This window comes from Streptoverticillium reticulum, from assembly GCF_047456005.1.
Lineage (GTDB): Bacteria > Actinomycetota > Actinomycetes > Streptomycetales > Streptomycetaceae > Streptomyces > Streptomyces reticulum.
On record NZ_CP179755.1, the window covers coordinates 6,376,375 to 6,397,973 of the forward strand.

The window sequence follows — 21,599 nt, forward strand, 5'->3', positions numbered from 1 at the left end:
GGAGCCGCCCGGCGTCGGTCTGTCGCTCCGACGGGGGATGCGGAGCGCCTACGAAGTATGTCACGGGGGGCCCGGCGCGCGGCACCGAACCACATGATTGATCTGAGGTTTTCTTGAGCTTGTCGGATTGCCGACGCCCCCGTTGGCCGGAAGCAGTGCATCAGCCGTGGTCACGGCGCTGATCGCCGGATTCGGGCTGCCCGGCTTCCGGGAAGGATTCCGCCATCCCCGGACCCTGCCCGTGGTGACCCTCCGTCAGCATCGGCCGCATCGGCCGCGGAATGATGGTCCCCGGCAGCGAAGGGGCGTTCTCCCGGCCCGCGTTGGCGATCACGACGGCCACGTACGGCAGCAGCGCACCCAGGATCAGCGTGCCGATCGCCACGTAGCGCTCGACGTTCCACAGCACCACGGTCAGCACCACGGAGATCGTGCGGATGCCCATCGAGATGACGTACCGGCGCTGCCGCCCCCGCACGTCCTCGGTCAGCCCATGCCGGGCCCCCGTGATCCGGAAGGTCTCCGTACCGCCGTGCTTCCGCATCACATTCCACCACCCGACAGCCGAGCCGAAACCCCGTACCCCGGGACGTATTCCACGTTACGCCGGGCTCCGGCCCCGCACGAGACCGGGGCACCCTCGGGGTGGTCCGTGGAGAGGCGCCCGACGTGCGTAAACGGCGTACGCGAGGCTGCGCCGAGCGCCGTACCCGCGCCCCGTCAGGGGCGCGGGGAACTGCGCGATCAGCCCAGGACGAACCCGCAGCCGCCAAACGAGCTCAGCGCAACTCGGCGAGCTTGCGCCCGGCCTTCAGGTACACCCGCGCGGCCCCGTCCACCTTGGCCACCGCCTCGGCAACGACCTCGCCCAACGGGCGGATCGCCTCCGCCTCCGGCAGAACCACGGCCTCCTGCCCGCCATCCGACTCGATGACGAGCCGCAGCCCGTTCTGCTTGGCGACCCGGCGCGCCGCCGAGGCGCTCGGCTGGAAGCCCAGCACCTTGCTCAGCACGGCCGTGGCCGGCTCCGCACCGTGCTCGGACAGTTCCACCACCGGCGTCTCGACGTCGGTGAAGTTCTTCTTGGAGAACTGGGCGATGAACCCGGCCCGCGCCGCCATCGCGGCCTCGACGCCGTACAGCGCGGCCACGACCTCGCCCGCCAGCACCTTCTTCAGGTCCATCGGGTGCAGCGACCGGTCCTCGACGCGGGAGGCGACGAGCGCGATCTCCGCGTCCGTCCACTCCGTCCACGCCTTGAGGTACGGCTCCATCAGCCGGTCCGGAACCGACATGATCTTGCCGAAGACGTCGTCGGCCGGGGCCGACAGGCCGACGTAGTTGCCCTTGGACTTGGACATCTTCGCGCCCGTGCCGTCCGTGCCCTCGATCAGCGGCATGGTGACCACGAGCTGCGGCTTCTGCCGGTGGACCTCCATCAGCTTGCGGCCCATCTGCAGGTTGAGCAGCTGGTCCGCGCCGCCGAGCTCCACGTCGCACTCCAGGGCCACGGAGTCCAGGCCCTGCGCGATCGGGTAGAGCAGCTCCGTCATGGTCAGACCGGAGCCGGAGGCGAGGCGGTTGCGGAAGTCGTCGCGCTGCAGCAGCTGCGAGACCGGCACCTGGGACAGCAGCCCCAGCAGCTCGGGGAAGGTGTACGGCGCCAGCCACTCGCTGTTCTGCCGGAAGCTGACCTTCTCGAAGTCGAAGAACGGGCGCACCTGCTCGCGGTAGGTGGCCAGGTTCTGCGCGATGTCCTCGTCGGTCAGCGGCGGGCGCTCGGCCGTGCGGCCCGACGGGTCGCCGATCTTGGCCGTGAAGTCGCCGATGATCAGCGTGACGTCGTGGCCCAGCCGCTGGAACCGGCTGAGGATGATCAGCGGCACGGCGTGCCCGAGGTGCACGTCCGTGGCCGTCGGGTCGATGCCCAGCTTGATGTGCAGGCCCTTGCCCTCGGCGGCCCGCGCCTCGATCCGCTCGGCCAGCTTGGCGACGCCCGGCAGCACCTCGACCGTGCGCGAGGCGATCAGCTCCGCCTGCTCCTTCGCCGCCAGGTCCGACAGGTCCAGATAGCGACGCGCCTTGGTCTCGGTGAGCAACTGCTGCACGGTCGAGTCGGAGGAGAGATCCTGTGCGAGGAGCTCGCTGGCGCGGGCGACGGATTCGCCGAGGCGTGTCATGGCGTTCCTGACGGAAGAGAGACGGACAACATGGACGCGACCAGTCTATTCGGCCTGCTCCCGCGCCCACGCTGTCCGTCCCTCCCGATCCCGCCCGGTCAGACCCCCTGGCTCACGGAACTCATGTTGAAGTCCGGGATGCGCAGGGCCGGCATCGCGGTCCGGGTGAAGTACTCGTTCCACTCCCGCGGCAGGGTGCGCTCGGTGCGCCCCGCCTCGGTGGCCCGGGAGAGCAGGTCCACCGGGGACTCGTTGAAGCGGAAGTTGTTGACCTCGCCGACGACCTCGCCCTTCTCCACCAGGTAGACGCCGTCCCGGGTCAGCCCGGTCAGCAGCAGCGACGCCGGGTCCACCTCGCGGATGTACCACAGGCACGTCAGCAGCAGGACGGGACCGTCGTGCCCGCTCGCGGCCACCATCTCCGCGAGCGACCGGGTGCCGCCGCCCTCCAGGATCAGGTTGTCCGTGAACGGGGCGACCGGCAGGCCCGTCAGCCCCGCGGTGTGCCGCGTGGTGAGCAGGTGCTCCAGCACGCCCTCGCGGATCCAGTCCGTGGCCGCCAGCGGCAGACCGTTGTCGAAGACCGACGCGTCGTCGCCGGAGCTGCCCGCCAGCACGAACGGCGCGCACTCCAGGCCCGGCGCGTGCGGGTCGCTGCGCAGCGTCAGCGGCAGCTGCGAGAGCTTCTCGCCCAGCCGCGTGCCGCCGCCCGTCCGGGAGAAGACCGTACGGCCCTCCGCCGCGTCCCGCGCCGTGGCCGACCACTGCTGGTAGATCAGCAGGTCCGCCACCGCGGTCGGCGGCAGCAGCGTCTCGTACCGCCCCGCCGGCAGCTCGATCCTGCGCTCCGCCCAGCCGAGCCGCTCGGCCAGCTCCGCGTCCAGCGCCCCCGGGTCCACGTCGGTGAAGTCCCGGGTGGCCCGCCCCGCCCAGGCGGACCGCGTGCGGTCCGGGGACTTGGCGTTCATCTCCAGCGTGCCGGTGGGCTGGTCGTGCCGCAGCCGCAGCCCGGCGGAGGTCCCCAGATAGCTCGACAGCACCTCGTGCTGCGCGAACCCGTACAGCTCCCGGCCCGCGGCACGGGCCCGCGCGAAGGCCTCGCCCAGCGCGGGGGCGAACGCGTCGAAGACCGCGGGCGAGGTCTCGGCGGGGGCGCCCTCGAACCCGGGGGAGTGCGGCACCCCCGTCACCAGCGGCTGCGCGTCCTCGGCGGGCCCCGCCTCCCGGGCCGCGGCCTCGGCGGCCCGCACCAGCGGCTCCAGCTCGTCGGCCGTCACGGCCGACCGCGACACGACCCCGGACGCCGTCCCCTCGGCCCCGTCCACCGTCGCGACGACGGTGACGCTGCGCCCCCGGGTGACACCGTTGGTGGTGAGCGCATTGCCGGCCCAGCGCAGATTGGCGGTCGACCGCTCACCCGCGATCACCACACACCCGTCGGCCCGGGACAGCTCCAGGGCGCGCTCGACGATCTCGTAGGGCTTGGTCGTACGAGAGCTCATCGCCCGGCCTCCTGCGTCGTGTTCAGGCTGTGCTTTCCCGGGGGACAACCCCCGGACCCCCGGCCGGTTGCGTGCGTACCGCTCATCGCCCCGCCTCCTGCGTCGTGTTCAGAATGTTGACCCCTTCGAAGAGCGCGGACGGGCACCCGTGCGAAACGGCCGCGATCTGCCCCGGCTGCGCCTTGCCGCAGTTGAACGCCCCGCCCAGCACGTACGTCTGCGGGCCGCCCACGGCCCGCATCGAGCCCCAGAAGTCCGTCGTGGTCGCCTGGTAGGCGACATCGCGCAACTGCCCGGCGAGTCGGCCGTTCTCGATGCGATAGAAGCGCTGACCCGTGAACTGGAAGTTATAGCGCTGCATGTCGATCGACCACGACCGGTCGCCGACCACGTAAATCCCGCGCTCCACGCCCGAGATGAGCTCCTCGGTGGACGGGCCGTCCGCGGCCGGCTGCAGCGAGACGTTCGCCATCCGCTGCACCGGCACGTGGTCGGGGGAGTCCGCGAAGGCGCAGCCGTTGGAGCGGTCCCGGCCCGTCAACCGGGCCATGCGCCGGTCCAGTTGGTAGCCGACGAGCACGCCGTCCCGGACCAGGTCCCAGGACTGGGCGGCCACCCCCTCGTCGTCGTAGCCCACGGTCGCCAGGCCGTGCTCGGCCGTGCGGTCGCCGGTCACGTTCATGATCTCCGAGCCGTACTTCAGGGTGCCCAGCAGATCGGGGGTGGCGAAGGACGTGCCCGCGTAGGCGGCCTCGTAGCCCAGCGCGCGGTCCAGTTCGGTGGCGTGGCCGATCGACTCGTGGATCGTCAGCCAGAGGTTGGAGGGGTCGACCACCAGGTCGTACGCGCCCGCCTGCACGCTCGGCGCGCGCATCTTCTCCGCCAGCAGGGCGGGGATCTCCGCCAGTTCGGCGTCCCAGTCCCAGCCGGTGCCCGTCAGGTACTCCCAGCCGCGGCCGGCGGGGGGTGCGAGCGTGCGCATCGAGTCGAAGGTGCCGGTGCCCTCGTCCACGGCGACGGCCGTCAGCTGCGGGTACACGCGCACCCGCTGCTGGGTGGTCGTGGTGCCCGCGGTGTCCGCGTAGAACTTGTTCTCCTGCACGGTCATCAGCGAGGCGTCGACATGCGCCACGCCCGCTGCCTGCAGCAGGCGTTCGCTCCAGTCGGTGAGCAGGGCGGTCTTGTCGGCGTCGGGCACGTCGAAGGGATTGATGTCGTAGGCGGACACCCAGGTGCGGTCGGCGTGCACGGGCTCGTCCGCGAGCTCGACCCTCTCGTCGGACCCGGCGGCGGCAATCACCTTGGCGGAGAGCTTCGCCATCGCGACGGCCTGCGAGGCCACCCGCGCGGCGGCGTCCATCGTCAGGTCGACTCCGGAGGCGAAGCCCCATGTCCCGCCGTGCACGACCCGCACCGCGTACCCCAGCTCGGTGGTGTCCGCCGACCCCGAGGGACGGGCGTCGCGCAGCCGCCACGAGGCGCTGCGCACCCGTTCGAGGCGGAAATCCGCGTGCTCGGCGCCCAGCGCCCGGGCACGGGCCAACGCCGCGTCGGCGAGCGCCCGCAGCGGCAGCGCAAGAAACGATTGATCCACTTCGTGGGCCACGAGTGGCCTCCCCTTCTGCCGTGTGCTTCCTCGTAACCGAGGAGTGATGACCGCCACGGGGAAGTCAATCATGGGGCGCGGTGGGTGAAGGGGGTTTCTCGTTTCGGGGTGCTTGGCGAAGCAGCGCGGCGCAGTCGCGGTCCGGGGATGGCCGTTGTCAGTCCAGCCGGCCGGCCTTCACCTCGGTGAGGAACGCGGCCCAGGACGGTATCGGCACCGCGAACGGGGGGCGGGCCGTGTCCTTGGAGTCACGTATGCCGACGTGACTGGTGAGGGCTGCTATCGAGATGCAGCCGGCTCCGTTGTTGTCACCGCTGTAGGAGGATTTGAACCAGGGCTTGGCATCGGGCATTTCAAAGACCTTCCGGGTGGAGGCTGGGGGTTATTCGATCTCTCTCGTCAGCCGGTGCAGAAACTCTGGTGTTTTGGCCGGGCGCAAGGCGCCGTCGCGCATCGCGTCGAACCGGCGGCCGTACTTCGCCACCTCGCGGGGTTTGTCGGACACGGTCATGACCTGTGGGCCGTCTTCCATGGCCACGGAGTCGAGGCGGTCGTCGAAGTCCAGGAGTACGAAGTTTGCGTTTGCTCTGAAGGTGGCGATGTTCAGCGGCAGGATCTGGACGGTCACGTGGTCGAGTTCCGCGATCCGCTCGATCTCCAGGTACTGGTCACGCATGATGTCCGAGTTGCCGATCATGCGGCGCAGCGCGGCCTCACACATGATCACGCGCAGTTCGATGGGGTCGTCTCCTTCGAGGATGCCCTTGCGTTCCATGCGGAGTGCGACGGATTCGTCGACGAACTCAGTCGTCCGTTCCTCTACTGGTTTGGCAGTCGTGAACAGCGCCCGGGCGTATGCCTCGGTCTGCAGGAGACCGAAAACAACCTGCGAGTGCCAGGCGCGCATCGTGCGGGCGTCGGTCTCCAGCCCGGCGTACATCGTCGCCCCTGACGGCATCACGTTCCGGTAGGGCCTGTACCAGTCGTGACTGAGCGACTCGCGGTGGAGCGCCAGCAGGAGTTCCCGGTCGATCTTGTCGGTGACGCCGTACAGCTCCAGCAGGTCCTCCAGGTCGCGGACCCGGGGCAGTTGGTTGTGACCCGTCTCGACGCGGTTGAGCTTCGACTCGGAGCTTTCGATGGCAGCAGCGGCTTGTTTGACGCTGTAACCCCTCTTCTCCCGCAGGCGCCGGAGTTCCTTGCCCAACTCTCGCCGCCGGAACGTCGGACCGCGTCGTGCTGCCACTGACCCCTCCTCGAAGCTTTGTTCCCCGCTGATGCGTGTGTGTACACCGTCGGCGCATCCCTGTTGGCCCTTGGCAAGCCCTTGTTGATGATCGGAGCTCGCATGTCGGCAGTCTTCCACCGCTTGCACATCTCCTGGCAAGCTCTGCCGATGTTTGTCATATGCCAATTTCTGTCGACCTGTCTATTGAGCTTGCGAAGGAAGTCGCCGCTGCAAGACGGTGGTTGAACTGCAAGCCGACCGCCGCCCATTGCTCATCCCCAGGAGCTGTTTCATGCCCGTATGGCCTTACACCGGCATGACCGACGGAGGGCTCCGCTCTCCCCTGCACCGGCGCAAGGAGGGTGAGTCCGAGATCGCGGATGTCATCAGCGTGATCCTGGAAGCCGGACGCGTCCCACCGCCGCCTGGGCAGGTCAGCTCCTCGACCGACAAGCTCAGAAGCTTCATCGGCAAGACGGCTCGCGCCGTCAGAGCCGCTGCCAAGCAGCTCCCCGAGGGCGACGCACGCCGATGCGTTGTAGCGAAGGCCGTTGACGAAGCCCTGTACTTGGCCGAGCACGGCGATCCCGGCAGCGGATTGCTGAGCGCGTTCGCTTACTGCCGGAGCCTCGCCCAGGCCGCGCAGCAGCTGCGCGGCCTTGAGGAGCAGCTCATTCTGCTCGCCCAGGACAGTTCCACACGCGGTCGGGCCCGCTGAGTAATCTTGGCCAAGACAAAGCAGGGTGAAACGAGGGTGGGGGAGAGGGAGCCGTGGGCGGGGAGTCTCCGGGCGGGAAGCTGCATGCCGAAGCGGAGGTGCTGAAGGCGTTCAAGCGTCGTGCCGACGCCATTCTCGCCAACTACCTGGACTCGGAAGGCGCCCCTGGCCGCATCGCCGAGGCCACTCCCGGAACCGGACACATGGGGCAGAACTTCGCCGAGGTGACTGCCCTCTACGGCGCGTACAACGCTGCCCACGAACGCCTGAAGGCCCTCTCCCAGCTCTTCGCCGACCAGATCGAGGCCCTGGGGACGGCCGTTCTGGGCGCGGGCGTCGGATACGAGAACGTCGACGCCGACCTGCGTGACCGTCTGGTGGCGATCCAGCGCCGCACGCAGGAGCTGTACAACCCGGCACTGGACCCGCATCCGAAGCGGGTCGTCCAACAGCAGGGGACGACGTCCAACGAAGCCCATGGGGCCCACGGTTCGGACAGCAGCAGCGAAGGAGCCATCTGATGACCACTCCTCCTCCGGCTCTGCCTGCCCCGCTCGTCAACCAGCCGGTGAGCGGCCTCACGGTCATGTCCGACTTCGAGGCGAAGTCCCACGTAGAACTGCGCGCCATGGTCGAACACGCGCAGCCGGCGAGGGCTGCCGAAGTGGCCGAGAAGCTGAAGACGGCAGCCGCCGCCATCGAGGAATTCGGCACGCTTCTGCAGACCGAGGCCCTGAGCATGACGTGGGAGGGAGAGGGCGGCGAGGCCTTCCGTACCTGGATGGCCGACCTGGGCAACGCGACCATGCGCCTGGGCAACTTCAGCCGGGGGTCGGGCGAATGGATGGGGCATGCAGCGGACACGCTGAGCCACGTCCACTCGGCCATGCCGGCAGTCTCGACCGACTCCCGCACCACTCTCGACGCCTTCCTCACCTGCAATCCGGCCGGGCCGGGCAATCGTGTCGCTGTGCCGACGCAGTCCGACCAGACCGGCGGCCTGGACCGCGGCGGCCCCACCCAGCAGCAGGCCTACCAGGCCCAGCAGCGCCTGGACGCGGACCGCGCGGAGGCGGCCCGGCTGATGCGACAGCTGGCGGGGTCGTATGCGTGGTCGGCGCACCAGATCCAGTCGTTGCCGGGGGTTACGTTTCCGCCGATGCCGGGGGAATGGTCGAGGAATTTCGACGTCCAACGCATCCCATCGGGTGAGGGTGAGGCGGCCACGGCTCAAACAGGCGCGGGCACGGTGACAGCGGCTTCGGCCATGGGTACCCGGGACTTGTCCAGTACAGGAGGGCACATGCCTGCCGCGCGCCAGGGGTATGCATCTCCAGCTCACGTGGGATATGAGGCCGGGGCGACCCTGCCAGCCGTCAGCATGCCTGATCAGCCGAGCTCTAGTCGTATCGACAGCGTAGCGAGTTTGCCCCACGCCCCAACGGGCGTTCCTGACACCGTGCTGGCGCCACTGCCTGGCGGCGTTGCCCCCAGGACGGCGCCGTTGCCTCCCATAGTTGCCCCGCCGCCCGTAGGGGCCCGCGGGACAGAAGCTGTTCGACCAGGCCAAGGTGCGGCGGGGCCACTGGGCAAAGCAATTGCTGAACCGGGTGGTGCATTGGGACGTGTTTCTCCAAGCCAGCCGTTGCCCAGCGCACCGATCAGCCGTATTCCCGGTGGCTCTGCCGACGGCATCATCGGAGGCCGTCCGTCTCCTCGGGGGACGGGGCAACAGGGCGGAGCGCTGCCGAAAGGCACGGTCATCGGTACTGAACCGGTGCCGGGAGCAGGGAAAGGCCAGGCTCGTGGCCCCGTGCCGCACGCACCAGGTGGGGTTCCAGCATCAGGAAGTGCGGGCAACCGGGCTGCCAATCGTGAGGGCAGGCGTTTGGCAAGCGAGCCCGGCGGGATCGTGGGCGGTCGCCCGCAACAGCAACGTGCCCAGGGCGACAACCGCGCCTTCACTCCGGGCGGGACGGGCTTGATAGGAGACCGGCGGCCTAAACAGCAGCAAGGGCGGACAGGCCGACGCCCTGACTACCTGGTCGAAGACGAAGAGACTTGGGCGAGCGGTGACCGGCGCTCGGTTCCACCGGTCATCGATTGAGCCTGAATACGGGCCACCATGAGGACTTGCATGCTTAGCATCACCATGAGGCACACCAGGAGTTGGCTCGTCGCGGGAACGGCTCTGCTGTTTGTCGGCGTAGTTGGTGCACAAGCTCAGGCCGACACGATTCGCTCCAAGGAGTGGTACCTCGACGCGATGCACGCGGAAGAGATGTGGAAAACAAGCACGGGGTCCGGAGTCACTGTTGCAGTGATCGATTCTGGCGTCGACGCTGATCTGCCCGACCTACGAGGTCAAGTCCTTGACGGTAAGGATTTTTCGGGTCTGCCAGGCAACGCACACACCGATACCAGCGGCCACGGCTCGCAGATGGCCTTGTTCGTTGCGGGTACGGGTAAGGGTGCGGGGACGCTCGGTCTGGCACCCGGTGCAAGGATCCTTCCAGTGCGCGCCCTGGGCTCCGACATCTTCAAGACAGATTCCGCGCTTGCTTCTTCCATCCGCTACGCTGCCGACTCGGACGCAAAGATCATCAACATGTCCCTTGGGAGCCCGACTTACAACCCTGCAGTGGCGGAAGCCGTTAAATACGCTCTGGGTAAGGGCAAGCTCCTTTTCGCCTCTGTCGGTAACACAGGGGACAAGGGCAATCTTGTAGAATACCCGGCTGCCTACCCCGGCGTCGTGGGTGTGGCCGCGGTCGATCGAGAGATCAAAGCCGCGTCATGGTCGCAGAGCGGGCCGGAGGTCGATCTTGCCGCTCCCGGCACGGAAATGGTGGCCCCCTGCGCTGACGGGACATCTGATGTCTGCATCGTCAAGGGCACCAGCGGCGCCAGCGCCATCGCCGCCGCCTCCGCCGCCCTCATCTGGTCCGCCCACCCGAACTGGACCGGCAACCAGGTCCTCCGTGTCCTCATCAACACGGCCGGCGGCCCCAAGAGCGGCGAAAAGCGCAGCGACACCCTGGGCTACGGCGTAGTCCGCCCCCGCATCGCCCTCCAAAACCCGGGCGACCCGGGACCACCCGATGTGAGCCCGTTGCCGGACGCCTCCGCGGTGATTCCCGGCACCAGTGCTGGCGGTGCGAAGCATGAGCGGTCCGCCGCGGCCAACGGTTCAGAGGATGATGGCCTGTTGTCGCGGCGAAACCTCCTGGCGGCAGGAATCGCTGTAGCGGCTGCCTTGGCCATTGCTGGTTCCGTACTCATCGCACGGAACCGAAAACCTCGATCATAACCTCCAGATGTGTCGAAACCACTGGACTCGGACCGATTCAATAGCTAGTTGGTGCCGCGCAGCGGTCCGAACTGCGAGGGAGAGTGATGGTCTCCTGTGTCTTCGTGCCAAAGGCATTGTGCTGCGAGTACGTATCCTTCACCGTCGTTTAGCAGGAACAGGGAACCATGCTTAAGTTGCGAGGCGTCGGATCCCAGGATTTCGTCGCGCTCCCCTTGTGTTGCATGACGGATGCTCAGTCGCTCGTAGCTAGGTTTGAGGTGCATCAAGTCGACGGCAGGGAATGCGACATCGATTCGTGTCGAATAGCGTTGCGAGTGGTAGCTCCTCAGCAGGAGAACGGAGTGGCTCACCGAGTACTGCCACACCTGAAACTTTCGATTCCATGAAGCAATTTCTTGCATGTTATCTCCTCGGCCAGTGATCAGGCTCTGGTACCTTCACCGGTTTTCCGTTCTCGTAGAACGTGATGCTATCCCATGTGCGGTCTTGGAGGCGTACCGCCTTTCCGACATGGTACATTTCTCGCTCTGTTGCAAACCAATTATCTCCCATGCCTTGTTTGTAAGCGTTCATGAATCGCTCTGCAGGGGTCGACCCAGAGAATCCGTCCATGACGATGTGCAGGTGCACGTTCGGATCATGTGCGGCAGCCCGTACCTGCGACTCGAATCCCTGCCAGTCGTCGAGGTAGTGTGTGAATCCGTTACTGTCGGCAAAATCGCGAAGGCCCTCCTCGCGGATTCCGAGCGCAACGTTTTGTGGGCATGCCGAGAGCCCCAGCGGATCCGCCCAAGTATGCGGATTGTGTACATACCACACCGGATTCGGCGCCGCCACCAACCCCAGTGGATCCGGAGACGTATACCGCCCCGTCTCCGGGTCGTAGTGGCGGTGGAAGTTGTAGTGGAGTCCCGTCTCCGGGTCGAAGTATTGGCCCGGGAAGCGCAGGGGCGTGTATGCCGTGCTGTCGCGGGCCCAAGTCGTCGTGCCCCAGAGGGTGGTGCGGGTGTGCCAGGCGATCGTGCCCGATTCGTCGACGAGTTCGCTCGGGGTGCCCACCAAGTCGGTGACGATCGCGAAGAAACGGCTGTCGATTTCGCGTTGCGGGGCGTCGGCAGCCGATATGCGTTCCGTCTGCGCGACGGGGCGCAGGCCGTCGTGGTCCCACGTCAGCGTGACCGGGTTGGGGAAGTCGCGGGAGACCGTAGTCTGTTCCGTCAGCGTCGGGCCGTCCCAGGTGAAGTCCACCTGTTCCGCCACCTCGCCCGTATCCGTCAGGCGCTGCTTCGATATTCGGCGGCCCAGCGGGTCGTACAGGTAGCGCCAGCGCGTGCCGTCCGGTGTGGTCACCGCGCGGAGGCGGTCCTCCGCGTCCCACTCGTAGCGCCACGTGTCCGGCCTGCGTGACAGGCGGACCTTCTGGCGCAGGATCACCCGCCCCTGCGCGTCGTGTTCGTAGCGCACCGTTCCCGCGCGCTTGATGAGCGTGCCGGAGTACGCGCGCGTACCCTGCGCCTCCGCGCCCGGGTGTGCGGCCGGCCAGCTCGCCTGCGTCTGGTTGCCCGCCGCATCGTACGCATAACGTTCCTGCCAGCCCGGCTCGTCGACCGACGTCACCCGGCCCACCGCGTCCAGCTCGAAGTGGCGGTCGTTCTCCGTCGTCAGGTAGCCGTCACGGCGGTAGGTGTACGCGCGGTGAAGCCCCGCCGTCAGCGATTGCGTCGTCACGCGGCCCGCCGCATCCCACGAGTGCGTGAGTGTGACGTTCGCGCCGAAGTGGCGAGCGACCTCGCGGCCCGCCGCGTCGTGTTCGATGTCGAAGGTGTGGCCCGACGCTGTCAGGGACGTGGGGCGGCCTGCTGCGTCATACGTCCACCTGCTCACTGCGCCGCTCGGCGTGATACGTCGGGCGCGGCGGCCCAGCTCGTCATAAGTGAACGTGAGCGTGCGGCCGTTGGTCGTCTCCGACTTGATGCGGCCCAGGCGGTCGCGGCGGTGGACCAGGGTCGCGTCCGGGCCCGTCGCCTCCAACAGGCGCCCGGCCGCGTCGTGCACGTACGTCGTCACCGCACCGTCGGCGGTCTTCGCCACCACGCGGCCCAGCACGTCGTGTTCGTATGTCGTCGTCTGACCGAGCCCGTTCGTCCGGGCCGTGAGTTGGCCCGCCGCGTCACGCCCGTACGTCAGCGTGCGGCCGTCGAAGTCCGTCTCGGAGGCGAGGTGTCCCGCCGGGTCGTACGCGTACGACCACGTCAGCCCCTGCGGGTTGGTGACCCGCGTGAGCCGGAGTTGCGCATCGTGCGTGAACTCGTGGCGCACGCCGTCGGGGCCCGTCCGGGCGCTGAGCAGGTCGAAGTGGGTGTATTCGTACCGCGTCACGCCGCCGATGGCATCGGTGTGCGTAGTGCAGTTGCCCTCGCCGTCGTACGTCCACGACTCCTCCGCGCCGTCGGGGGCGACGCGGCGCAGCAGCCGGCCCTCCACCGACCACTTCATGCGGGTCGTCGCGCCCAGCGGGTCGACGACGGCCGTCACGCGGCCCCACGGATCCCGGCGGTAGCTGGTCACCCCGCCCAGCGGGTCGGTCACCTCCATGACCAGGCCCGCCGCGTTGCACCGCAGCCGCGTCGTGTTGCCCAGCGCGTCGGTGACAGCAGCCGGCCGGCCGCGGTCGTCGTACGCGTAGTGGGTGACGGCCCCCGCCGGGTCCGTCACCGTCGTGCGGCGGCCCGCCTCGTCGTACGTCTGCCGCCAGACCGATCCGTCCGGATTCGTCACCGTCTCCGGCAGGCCGAGCGCGTTGTACGACGCCTGTGCCTCGCGGCCGTCCGGGCGGACGACGGCCGTTGTCCGCCCGTCGCCGTCATAGCGGTACTCCGTCGTGCGGCCCAGCGCGTCGGTGCGGGACAGCAGCCGGTCGTGACGGTCCCAGCGCAGGCGGGTGACGGCGCCCAACGGGTCGGTCTGACCGACGAGTTGCAGGGCGTCGTTGAAGACGTGGCGCGTCGCGTGACCCAACGCGTCGGTGACGGTGGTGACCCGCAGGCCCGTTGCCGGGTCCGGCTCGGCGTAGTCGATACTGCAGCGCATGTGGCTGTCGACGCCGGACTCGTACACGCAGCGGTCGCGGTCGTCGTACGCGTAGTCGTAACGGCTGCCGTTGCGGTCGGTCCAGGACACGACGCGGCCGCGATCGTCGTAGGCGAAACGCAGGGGCTCGCCCGAGGAGTTGACGACTCCGGTGAGGTTGCCGTCGGTGTACTCGTAGCGGATCAGTTCGGCATCGCCGCCGCCACCAGGCTCACCGCCCACCAAGTGCAGGGCGGTGATGCGGCCTCGGTCCGTCGTGATGCGGATCCGGTAGCCCGCCTCGTGGGCGATGGCCAGCGGCGTGCCGTCCGCCGCGTACTCGAAGGAGATCCAGTGGCCGTTGCGGTCCGAGATCTGTTCCAGGAGCGCGAGTTCGTCGTCGTACGGCATGAAGTGCCACGTCAGACCCCGCAAGGGGTCGGTGATGGCGGAGCTGCCGTCCGCCTCCCGGGTGAGCGGCCAGCGGGGGCCTGCCGTCGGCAACACCGGTACGCCCGGCGCCGGGTGCGGGTAGGACAGCAGCATGCCGTCCTCGCCCACGAAGACGACGCCCTCGGAGTCGGTCTCCAGCCGCTGGTCCGCCGTGCTCGACCAGCTCGGGCCGAACCACACGCCTGCCCGGTAGCCGGACTGGACCCTGCGGTGGAAACGCAGGGGAAGCGCGCCCGGAAGCGTGACGTCCGTCTGCGGCAGGAACATCCGGCCCGTGGCGAGATCCACCGGGTCGGTGCCGTCGGTGCACTTGGCCTTCTCCTCGCGCCCGGCATCGCGCGCGCCGTGCGGGCCGTCCGATACGTGCCCGCGCGCCGCCCCGCTCTCCGCGCCCTCGCGCCCCGCGTTCTGCGCGGCCTTCCGGGCACCGGCCTCCGCCGCTTCCTCGCCTCCGTGCTTGGCCGCGCTGATCGCGACGCGTTCGCCTGCCGAGGCGCCCGCGCTGCCGCCGCCGCTGAGGAAAGCCATGGCCACGTTGCCGACCAGGCGGCCACCGGCCTCTGAGGAGTCCTTGCCCCAGCCGTCCCCGACGAGCGTGGCAGGCAGGCGTTCCGGATGGGAGGCCAACGAGAGGATGCCCGCAGCTGCGTTGGAGACGGTGCCCAGGAATTCCGCGGGGTGGGTGATGTTATAGGGGTCGGTGGGGTTGAGGCTACGGGCGAACTTCACCATGTCCGTGCCCGAGCGCACGACGCCCCCTGCGAGGTGCATGTACTCGATGGCACCGCCGTCCTTCAGATCCAGCGCATCCGCATTCATGCGCTGGGTGAAAGCCGGCTTCCGCGGCGCCTGCCCGACAGCGGCGTGGACCTTCGCCTGCGCCTCCGCACCCGCCGTATTGCGCTGCTTGCGCGCCTCGGTCAGGATGCGCTGAGCCTCCGCCATGTCCGCTTTGCCCGGCTTGCCGGGGTCGGACGGGCGGGGGCCGGGGTCCTGGTGCGCGTCGAGCTTCGCGTTGTACGCATCGGCCTTGGCGTTGTAGTCGTCAACGGCCTTCTTGTTCGCTTCGCGGCCCTTCTTGTGGAGGCGAATCGCCTCCTCGGCCTGGCGCTGCGCCCACTCGACCGTGTGCGCGTACGCCTCCAGCGCCCCCGCCGCCGTCTCGCAGGCGTCGGCCGCGTGCGCCCACTGCTGGGAGTGCTCCACGAACTTCGCCGTGAACGCCTCGGAGCCCTCGCCCTTCCACCCCGTGGCACGGATCTTCTGCAGGCCTCCGTGGACGGAGTCCAGGGACGTGTGGAACGAACGCAGGTGCTTCGCGGTGGCGTTGATCTTCGCCGTGTCGCCGTGGACGAGTTGTCTGGGGTCCTCGGTGCGGCCGAGCTCCTGTTCGCCGACCGTCGCTCCCAGGTCGGAGGCCACGTGATCGCCGAGGCTCTCGACCTTGCGCGCCATGGAGTGCGCGCCCGCCTTGTCGAGGACCTCGGCGGCATGGTCGGTGGTCCACTCGACGGCCTCACCGGCCTTCTTCCCGCCCCGGTCCCACTTGTCCTCGAGCCAGTCGCCCGCCTTGTCGACGCTGTGCCCGATGCCGTGCTCGATGCCGTCGAAAACGCCCATCAGCCCTGTTCCCCGCCGCCGTTCAGCTTCCTCGCCGTGCGGAACGCCACGCCCATGGGCGTCGCGCCGCCCGTCTCGGCGCTGTCCATGAGGTCGTCGGCCGTGCGCGACCAGACCCGTTCGGCGTTCTGCGCCTGTTGCTTGACGGAACCGGCACTGAAGTCGGCGTCGCGGGCCTGCGTGAAGGCGTTGTCCGAGGCCACCTGGCCCCAGGACATGTTCTCCACCTGCTCCTCGCTCAAGTGGGGGTTGCCCATACCGGCGTTGGCGACGACCTTCATCGTGCCGGAGAGGTACGAGTCGACCTCGTGGTAATAGCCCGCCGACAGGTGCACGCGCTCGGCGAATGCGTTTGCGTCCTGCAGCAGAGCCCGGATGCCCCACTCCCAGCGGTCGCAGAAGTCGTCGAGGGCGGAGGTCAGACCTTCGTGGCCGGACTCCAGACCGGACAGGGAGAGTTCGGAGAAGCCGCGCCCCACTGCCGCCTCGCCCGGCGTGCCGATGGACTTCAGCTCGCCGATCGTCGCGTTGATGCCGCGTGTGATGCCGTCGAGAGCTTCCTTGTTCGCTTCCAGGTCCCCGCTCACTGCGCGCCCTCCGGGCTGTCCACGCCGTCCACTGCCGCGTGCTCGGGGACGATGCCCGCCACGGGCGGGAACAGCATCGGGCGTTCGCCGGCGACGTCCAAGGCCACACCGGCCGGGCCGTCCACCGCCGGTACGACGACGTCGAGCAGGCGGGCGCCGAGGACGGAGCGGTACTCCCGGTCCGCGGGCGTGCCCGCGGCAGCCGCGCCGTGTGCGGCGGCAAAGCGTGCCAGGGCGGTCTCGTCCGTGAACGCGCAGATCCAGCGGATGCCGCCGAACTCCACGGACCACAGACCGCCCGCCTCGTCCAGCGGCACGAGAACGGCCGTGCGCCGCAGCTCCCCGATCATGGCGGCCGGATGGCCCTGCCCGGCGTGGACTGCGGCAACCTGCTCGACGAGCGCCCCTGCCGGCACCCCTGTCCGCGGTGGCGACGGCGACTGTGACGGCAACACGTTCGGCTCTCCCCCCGTTTCCCCCGTTCCGGCCTCACGGCACCGTACACAACGAGGCAGCGGCGGCCGTCGTGTGCGGGGCGCTTCCCCCGGACCGGCGCGTGGACCGGTGCGCTTCTGTAGAGATCCAACAGCATCCCCCGCGCGCCCCTGTCGCTGCTCGATTGTCTCTCCGGCGATCTCACCCGATACGTTTCGTTGTATTCGTTGTATCCAGCACTACCGATCGAACGAAACGGAAGGGTGATCCCTTGAGCCGCTCGGTTCTCGTCACAGGAGGAAACCGGGGCATCGGCCTCGCCATCGCCCGCGCCTTCGCCGAGGCGGGCGACAAGGTCGCCTTCACGTACCGCTCGGGAGAGCCCCCGGCCGCCCTGACGGAGCTGGGATGCCTCGCCGTGAAGTGCGACATCACCGACCCCGAGCAGGTCGAGCAGGCCTACAAGGAGATCGAGGAGAAGCAGGGCGCGGTCGAGGTGCTGGTGGCCAACGCCGGCGTCACCCGCGACCAGCTGCTGCTGCGGATGTCCGAGGAGGACTTCACCTCGGTGCTGGAGACCAACCTGACCGGCACCTTCCGGGTCGTCAAGCGTGCGTCGAAGGGCATGCTGCGGGCCCGCAAGGGACGCGTGGTGCTGATCTCGTCCGTCGTGGGCCTGATGGGCTCCGCGGGCCAGGCCAACTACGCCGCCTCCAAGGCCGGCCTGGTCGGCTTCGCCCGTTCGCTCGCGCGCGAGCTGGGCTCCCGCAACATCACCGTCAACGTGGTCGCCCCCGGTTTCGTCGACACGGACATGACCCGTGTGCTGACCGACGAGCAGCGGGAGAGCATCACGAGCAAGGTGCCGCTCGCGCGCTACGCGCAGCCCGAGGAGATCGCCGCCTCGGTCCGCTTCCTCGCCTCCGAGGACGCCGCATACATCACCGGAGCCGTCGTTCCCGTCGACGGCGGATTGGGCATGGGTCACTGATCGACATGAGTGGAATCCTCGCAGGCAAGCGCATCCTCGTCACGGGTGTCCTCACCGAGTCCTCGATCGCCTTCCAGGCCGCCAAGGTGGCCCAGAACGAGGGCGCCGAGGTCGTCCTCACCGGCTTCGGCCGGCTCTCCCTGGTCGAGCGCATCGCCAAGCGCCTCCCCAAGGAGGCCCCGGTGATCGAGCTGGACGTCACCAACCAGGAGCACCTCGACGGGCTGGCGGACAAGGTCCGCGAGCACCTGGGCGAGGACGCCCGCCTCGACGGCATCGTGCACTCGATCGCCTTCGGCCCGCAGGGCGCCTTCAACTTCCTCGAGGGCACCTGGGAGGACGTCTCCACGGCCGTGCAGGTCTCGGCGTACTCCTACAAGTCGCTGGCCATGGCCCTGCTGCCGCTGATGGGCGAGGGCGCCTCCATCGTGGGCCTGACCTTCGACGCGCAGATCGCCTGGCCGAAGTACGACTGGATGGGCGTGGCCAAGGCGGCCCTGGAGTCCACCAACCGCTACCTGGCCCGCGACCTCGGCCCCAAGGGCATCCGCTGCAACCTGGTCTCGGCCGGCCCGATCAAGTCGATGGCCGCCAAGTCCATCCCGGGCTTCGAGGAGCTCGCGGACGTGTGGAACCACCGCGCCCCGATCGGCTGGGACCTGGCCGACCCGGAGCCGGCGGGCCGCGGCGTGGTCGGCATGCTGTCCGACTTCTTCCCGCGCACGACGGGCGAGATCGTGCACGTCGACGGCGGCGTGCACATGATGGGCGCCTGACCCCCTCCGGGGAGGTCTGCAACGGCCGCGGGGCCGTCCACCGCTCGGTGGACGGCCCCGCGGCCGTTGCAGACCGTGCTGCCGCTGCGTGTGTTCGATTCGAGAGCCGTTCGAGTCGAGAACTGCGCCCGCGGCCCGCACACTGGGGGGACCGGAAGGTTCCGACGGGCATCCGTGGCGAGGAGGTGCGGCATGGCATCCCGTTCCGCATCCCGTTCCGCATCCCGTTCCGCATCGCGCTCCGCATCCCCCTGCGCATTCCCCTTCCGCCGGACGGCGGCGCTCCTGCTGGCGGCCTGGGCCGTGGCCGGCTCCGGCGCCGCGGCCGCCGTGCCCGTCGCCCCGCACCGCTCCGTACGGGCCGGGCAACCACTTGAGGCGGAGTGCAGCGCACGCATCGACGGCTCCCGCGCCGTCGCCGACTGCTTCAACGCCAACGCCACCCCCGACCGGGTCCAGCTGCACGTCCAGTGCGCCCGGTGGTGGGACCCCGGCATGGACACCGCCACCGTCACCGTGGAGCCCGCCCGGCACGTCTCCCTCGCACAGCGGTGCTGGCTGGAGATACGCCAGGCCTGGGTGAGTCACCTGCCCGGGTGAGGACCCCGCGCGAAGGGATGGGACACTGTGCGCATGCCCGTGCTCGAGCCCAATCCCCAGAACGGCCAGAAGGCCCTGCTGACCATCCTCGGCGTGATGCTCGGCATCACCGTGGTCATCGCCATCGTCGCGACGCTCGCCTCTCCCTGACCCCGGTGCCGGCCCGGCCCCGAGCCCCCGACCCCGACCCGGTCGCCCTGATCCCCTAGGGGATGGTGGGGACAGCCCCAGGGTCGAGTGGGTGGGGTACCGGATGGGAGACCGAGGCGGCGCTCCGTAGGTTCGTAGTACACCGCGACACGGCGGTGGACCGAACACACGGAGGCGATCCCATGGCTGCCGGACGGCAGGCGCACACCCCCGGCACGACGCAGGCCGGACTGCCGTGGTGGGCCCTGGTGCTGCCCGCGGTCGCCTTCCTGGCGCTGTTCTCCCTGCTCGCCCCGAGCGCCTCGGCGAACACCGGGGAGGGGGCGGGCCGGCCGGGCAGCGGCTCGCTCATACGCGTCGTCCAGCTCGTACAGCACGCAGTCGAACACCGCGCGCCGTGAGCTCCGGCGCTCAGCGGCGCTTCGCCACCCTGTGGGGGCAAGCCTCCCAACACCCCGCGCCTCGCCGCCCGTTTCGTGCGAAGCTGGACGCCATGAGCGCCGAACCGACCCGCAGGATCGTCCTTCTCCGGCATGCCAAGGCCGACTGGCCCGATGTCGACGACCACGACCGCCCCCTCGCGGAGCGCGGCCGCAAGGACGCCCCGGCCGCCGGACGCTGGCTCGCCGGTTCCGGCATCCCCCTCGACCTGGCCCTCTGTTCGACCGCCGCCCGCACCCGCGAGACCTGGAAGCTCGCCGCCCACGAGCTGGAGCGCCGCCCCCGCACGGTCTACGAGGAGCGGATCTACGAGGCCTCGGCGGGCGAGCTCATCGCCCTGGTCAACGAGATTCCCGACGAGGTCGGCGACGTCCTGCTCATCGGGCACAACCCCGGCATGCACGCGGTGGCCGACGCCCTGGCCGGCAGCGCGGAGGGCGACGCCCTGGCCCGGATGAACCGTTCGGGCTTCCCCACCTCCGCCATCGCGGTGCTCGCGGTCACCGGCTCCTGGAAGTCCGTGGAGCACAGCAGCGCCCGCCTGGTCTCCTTCTGGACGCCGCACCCCAAGTAGGACGTCGCCGCAGGACGCTGCCCCGGCTGCGCGTGCGGCCTCACTCGTGGGTGTTGGCCGCCTCGACCTCTTCGCGGGTGACGCCGAGCAGATAGAGCACCGTGTCCAGGAAGGGCACGTTCACCGCGGTGTGCGCCGCCTCCCGCACCACGGGCTTGGCGTTGAACGCCACGCCCAGGCCTGCCGCGTTGAGCATGTCCAGGTCGTTCGCACCGTCGCCGACGGCCACGGTCTGATCGAGCGGCACCCCGGCCTCCGCCGCGAACCGGCGCAGCAGCCGGGCCTTGCCGGCCCGGTCCACGATCTCCCCGGTGACCCGGCCGGTCAGCTTCCCGTCCACTATCTCCAGGGTGTTGGCGGACGCGAAGTCCAGCCCCAGCCGCTCCCGCAGATCGTCGGTGACCTGGGTGAAGCCGCCCGAGACCACGCCCACCTGGAAGCCGAGCTTCTTCAGCGTGCGGATCAGCGTCCGGGCGCCGGGGGTGAGCCGCACCTCGGCGCGCACCTTGTCCACGACCGACTCGTCCAGCCCGGCCAGCAGCGCCACCCGGGCGTGCAGCGACTCCTCGAAGTCCAGCTCGCCGCGCATCGCCCGCGCGGTGACCTCCGCGACCTCGGCCTCGCAGCCCGCGTGCGCCGCGAACAGCTCGATGACCTCGTCCTGGATGAGCGTCGAGTCGACGTCCATCACCACCAGCCGCTGCGCGCGCCGCTGCAGCCCGGCCGCGACGACCGCCACGTCCACGCCCAGCTTGGCGGCCTCCAGGGCCAGGACGGTGCGCAGGGCCTCGGTCTCGGTGCCGGACACCGCGAACTCCACGGCCGTCACCGGGTACTTGGCGAGCCGGAAGATACGGTCGATGTTGCCGCCGGTGCCGGTGATGCAGGCCGCGATGGCGGCCGTCGACTCGGCGGTGAGCGGGTGCCCGAGCACGGTGACGTGGGAACGGCCCACGCCGCGCGGCCGGTTGTCGCCCCGGCCCGAGATGATCTCGGTCTGCAGCCGCATCGAGTCCGCCCAACTGTGCACGGTGGAACGGAGTTCGCCCTCCGTCGCCCCCTCTGCCGTCGGCGCGGTGACCAGGGCGCACAGGGTGATCCGGCCCCGGGTCACGACCTGCTCGATGTCGACGACGTCCACCGCGAAGGCGGCGAGGGTGTCGAAGAGGCCGGCGGTGATGCCCGGCCGGTCCTTGCCGAAGATCTTGACGAGCAGAGTGGGGGCGTCGTCACCGGGGACGGCGTTGGCAGGCGGTGTCTGCGATGCGCTCATGGTGCCCCCTACGGTATCCGGCCCCCAGCGGGCCCCGCGCAGCGGGAGCGCCTGTACTGCGTCTGCAGGTCGGCTGTGGTTGC

Annotated in this window: 21 protein-coding genes; 10 read left to right on the forward strand and 11 right to left on the reverse strand. The window is 69.4% G+C overall.

Features of this window, described 5'->3' with window-relative positions; translation table 11 throughout:
* Nucleotides 1-160 precede the first annotated feature (160 nt).
* From ACMATS_RS29380 to ACMATS_RS29405, 6 genes are all read right to left on the reverse strand, one after another.
* Nucleotides 161-544, reverse strand: coding sequence for a DUF3099 domain-containing protein (locus ACMATS_RS29380; RefSeq protein ID WP_390777436.1), 384 nt, complete (start codon nt 542-544; stop codon nt 161-163).
* Between the two features lie 235 nt (nt 545-779).
* Nucleotides 780-2,180, reverse strand: coding sequence for a tyrosine--tRNA ligase (gene tyrS, locus ACMATS_RS29385; RefSeq protein ID WP_390777435.1), 1,401 nt, complete (start codon nt 2,178-2,180; stop codon nt 780-782).
* A 98-nt stretch (nt 2,181-2,278) separates the two neighbouring features.
* Nucleotides 2,279-3,682: a metallopeptidase TldD-related protein gene (locus ACMATS_RS29390; protein WP_390777434.1), complete on the reverse strand. Its 1,404-nt coding sequence runs from the start codon at nt 3,680-3,682 to the stop codon at nt 2,279-2,281.
* 82 nt (nt 3,683-3,764) lie between these two features.
* On the reverse strand, nt 3,765-5,288 hold the full coding sequence (locus ACMATS_RS29395) for a TldD/PmbA family protein (RefSeq protein WP_414169608.1): 1,524 nt from the start codon (nt 5,286-5,288) through the stop codon (nt 3,765-3,767).
* A gap of 157 nt (nt 5,289-5,445) precedes the next feature.
* Entirely contained in the window at nt 5,446-5,640 is a 195-nt protein-coding gene (locus ACMATS_RS29400; RefSeq protein WP_414169609.1) for a DUF397 domain-containing protein, read from the reverse strand.
* A gap of 30 nt (nt 5,641-5,670) precedes the next feature.
* Nucleotides 5,671-6,663, reverse strand: coding sequence for a helix-turn-helix domain-containing protein (locus tag ACMATS_RS29405; RefSeq protein ID WP_414169610.1), 993 nt, complete (start codon nt 6,661-6,663; stop codon nt 5,671-5,673).
* Nucleotides 6,664-6,808: 145 nt separating this feature from the next.
* On the opposite strand from ACMATS_RS29405, the gene ACMATS_RS29410 reads away from it, so the two are divergent.
* Genes ACMATS_RS29410 through mycP form a run of 4 tightly spaced genes read left to right on the forward strand, consistent with a single transcriptional unit; the run spans nt 6,809 to nt 10,544 of the window.
* On the forward strand, nt 6,809-7,234 hold the full coding sequence (locus ACMATS_RS29410; protein ID WP_414169611.1) for a DUF6415 family natural product biosynthesis protein: 426 nt from the start codon (nt 6,809-6,811) through the stop codon (nt 7,232-7,234).
* 53 nt (nt 7,235-7,287) lie between these two features.
* Nucleotides 7,288-7,755: a hypothetical protein gene (locus ACMATS_RS29415; RefSeq protein ID WP_414169612.1), complete on the forward strand. Its 468-nt coding sequence runs from the start codon at nt 7,288-7,290 to the stop codon at nt 7,753-7,755.
* Entirely contained in the window at nt 7,755-9,341 is a 1,587-nt protein-coding gene (locus ACMATS_RS29420) for a hypothetical protein (RefSeq protein ID WP_414169613.1), read from the forward strand. Before ACMATS_RS29415 ends, ACMATS_RS29420 begins: the two co-directional genes overlap by 1 nt.
* A gap of 45 nt (nt 9,342-9,386) precedes the next feature.
* Nucleotides 9,387-10,544 (forward strand): type VII secretion-associated serine protease mycosin, encoded by a 1,158-nt coding sequence (gene mycP / locus ACMATS_RS29425; protein WP_414169614.1) that lies wholly within the window; start codon nt 9,387-9,389, stop codon nt 10,542-10,544.
* Between the two features lie 44 nt (nt 10,545-10,588).
* Here the strand turns inward: mycP and ACMATS_RS29430 are convergent, their stop codons facing one another.
* The 4 genes from ACMATS_RS29430 to ACMATS_RS29445 are packed head-to-tail and all read right to left on the reverse strand — an operon-like array spanning nt 10,589 to nt 16,692.
* Nucleotides 10,589-10,948: a hypothetical protein gene (locus tag ACMATS_RS29430; RefSeq protein ID WP_336412370.1), complete on the reverse strand. Its 360-nt coding sequence runs from the start codon at nt 10,946-10,948 to the stop codon at nt 10,589-10,591.
* Between the two features lies 1 nt (nt 10,949).
* Nucleotides 10,950-15,689, reverse strand: a complete 4,740-nt coding sequence (locus ACMATS_RS29435) for a putative T7SS-secreted protein (protein WP_414169615.1) — start codon at nt 15,687-15,689, stop codon at nt 10,950-10,952.
* Complete coding sequence (locus ACMATS_RS29440) at nt 15,689-16,276, reverse strand: hypothetical protein (protein WP_390777425.1); 588 nt, start codon at nt 16,274-16,276, stop codon at nt 15,689-15,691. The genes ACMATS_RS29435 and ACMATS_RS29440 overlap by 1 nt, the downstream gene beginning before the upstream one ends.
* Nucleotides 16,273-16,692: an SseB family protein gene (locus tag ACMATS_RS29445; protein WP_391155538.1), complete on the reverse strand. Its 420-nt coding sequence runs from the start codon at nt 16,690-16,692 to the stop codon at nt 16,273-16,275. Before ACMATS_RS29445 ends, ACMATS_RS29440 begins: the two co-directional genes overlap by 4 nt.
* 290 nt (nt 16,693-16,982) lie before the next feature.
* On the opposite strand from ACMATS_RS29445, the gene fabG reads away from it, so the two are divergent.
* From fabG to ACMATS_RS29475, 6 genes are all read left to right on the forward strand, one after another.
* Nucleotides 16,983-17,702, forward strand: coding sequence for a 3-oxoacyl-[acyl-carrier-protein] reductase (fabG, locus tag ACMATS_RS29450; protein WP_390777423.1), 720 nt, complete (start codon nt 16,983-16,985; stop codon nt 17,700-17,702).
* A gap of 5 nt (nt 17,703-17,707) precedes the next feature.
* Nucleotides 17,708-18,478 (forward strand): enoyl-ACP reductase FabI, encoded by a 771-nt coding sequence (gene fabI / locus ACMATS_RS29455; RefSeq protein WP_390777422.1) that lies wholly within the window; start codon nt 17,708-17,710, stop codon nt 18,476-18,478.
* A 192-nt stretch (nt 18,479-18,670) separates the two neighbouring features.
* Nucleotides 18,671-19,078, forward strand: a complete 408-nt coding sequence (locus ACMATS_RS29460; RefSeq protein ID WP_414169616.1) for a hypothetical protein — start codon at nt 18,671-18,673, stop codon at nt 19,076-19,078.
* Nucleotides 19,079-19,111: 33 nt separating this feature from the next.
* On the forward strand, nt 19,112-19,228 hold the full coding sequence (locus ACMATS_RS29465; protein WP_336412363.1) for an SGM_5486 family transporter-associated protein: 117 nt from the start codon (nt 19,112-19,114) through the stop codon (nt 19,226-19,228).
* Nucleotides 19,229-19,410: 182 nt separating this feature from the next.
* Nucleotides 19,411-19,629 (forward strand): hypothetical protein, encoded by a 219-nt coding sequence (locus tag ACMATS_RS29470; RefSeq protein ID WP_414169617.1) that lies wholly within the window; start codon nt 19,411-19,413, stop codon nt 19,627-19,629.
* 92 nt (nt 19,630-19,721) lie between these two features.
* Entirely contained in the window at nt 19,722-20,243 is a 522-nt protein-coding gene (locus tag ACMATS_RS29475; RefSeq protein ID WP_414169618.1) for a SixA phosphatase family protein, read from the forward strand.
* Between the two features lie 40 nt (nt 20,244-20,283).
* Here ACMATS_RS29475 and serB read toward each other — a convergent pair whose 3' ends face one another.
* Nucleotides 20,284-21,516 carry a phosphoserine phosphatase SerB gene (gene serB, locus ACMATS_RS29480; RefSeq protein WP_414169619.1) on the reverse strand — a complete coding sequence of 411 codons (1,233 nt, stop codon included), beginning with the start codon at nt 21,514-21,516 and terminating at the stop codon, nt 20,284-20,286.
* Between the last annotated feature and the right edge of the window lie 83 nt (nt 21,517-21,599).

Coding starts and splice junctions, on each gene's coding strand:
- ACMATS_RS29380 (WP_390777436.1), bottom strand. CDS start 544: ATGCGGAAGCACGGCGGTACGGAGACCTTCCGGATCACGGGGGCCCGG.
- tyrS (WP_390777435.1), bottom strand. CDS start 2,180: ATGACACGCCTCGGCGAATCCGTCGCCCGCGCCAGCGAGCTCCTCGCA.
- ACMATS_RS29390 (WP_390777434.1), bottom strand. CDS start 3,682: ATGAGCTCTCGTACGACCAAGCCCTACGAGATCGTCGAGCGCGCCCTG.
- ACMATS_RS29400 (WP_414169609.1), bottom strand. CDS start 5,640: ATGCCCGATGCCAAGCCCTGGTTCAAATCCTCCTACAGCGGTGACAAC.
- ACMATS_RS29410 (WP_414169611.1), top strand. CDS start 6,809: ATGCCCGTATGGCCTTACACCGGCATGACCGACGGAGGGCTCCGCTCT.
- ACMATS_RS29420 (WP_414169613.1), top strand. CDS start 7,755: ATGACCACTCCTCCTCCGGCTCTGCCTGCCCCGCTCGTCAACCAGCCG.
- mycP (WP_414169614.1), top strand. CDS start 9,387: ATGAGGCACACCAGGAGTTGGCTCGTCGCGGGAACGGCTCTGCTGTTT.
- ACMATS_RS29430 (WP_336412370.1), bottom strand. CDS start 10,948: ATGCAAGAAATTGCTTCATGGAATCGAAAGTTTCAGGTGTGGCAGTAC.
- ACMATS_RS29435 (WP_414169615.1), bottom strand. CDS start 15,689: ATGGGCGTTTTCGACGGCATCGAGCACGGCATCGGGCACAGCGTCGAC.
- fabI (WP_390777422.1), top strand. CDS start 17,708: ATGAGTGGAATCCTCGCAGGCAAGCGCATCCTCGTCACGGGTGTCCTC.
- ACMATS_RS29460 (WP_414169616.1), top strand. CDS start 18,671: ATGGCATCCCGTTCCGCATCCCGTTCCGCATCCCGTTCCGCATCGCGC.
- ACMATS_RS29465 (WP_336412363.1), top strand. CDS start 19,112: ATGCCCGTGCTCGAGCCCAATCCCCAGAACGGCCAGAAGGCCCTGCTG.
- ACMATS_RS29470 (WP_414169617.1), top strand. CDS start 19,411: ATGGCTGCCGGACGGCAGGCGCACACCCCCGGCACGACGCAGGCCGGA.
- ACMATS_RS29475 (WP_414169618.1), top strand. CDS start 19,722: ATGAGCGCCGAACCGACCCGCAGGATCGTCCTTCTCCGGCATGCCAAG.
- serB (WP_414169619.1), bottom strand. CDS start 21,516: ATGAGCGCATCGCAGACACCGCCTGCCAACGCCGTCCCCGGTGACGAC.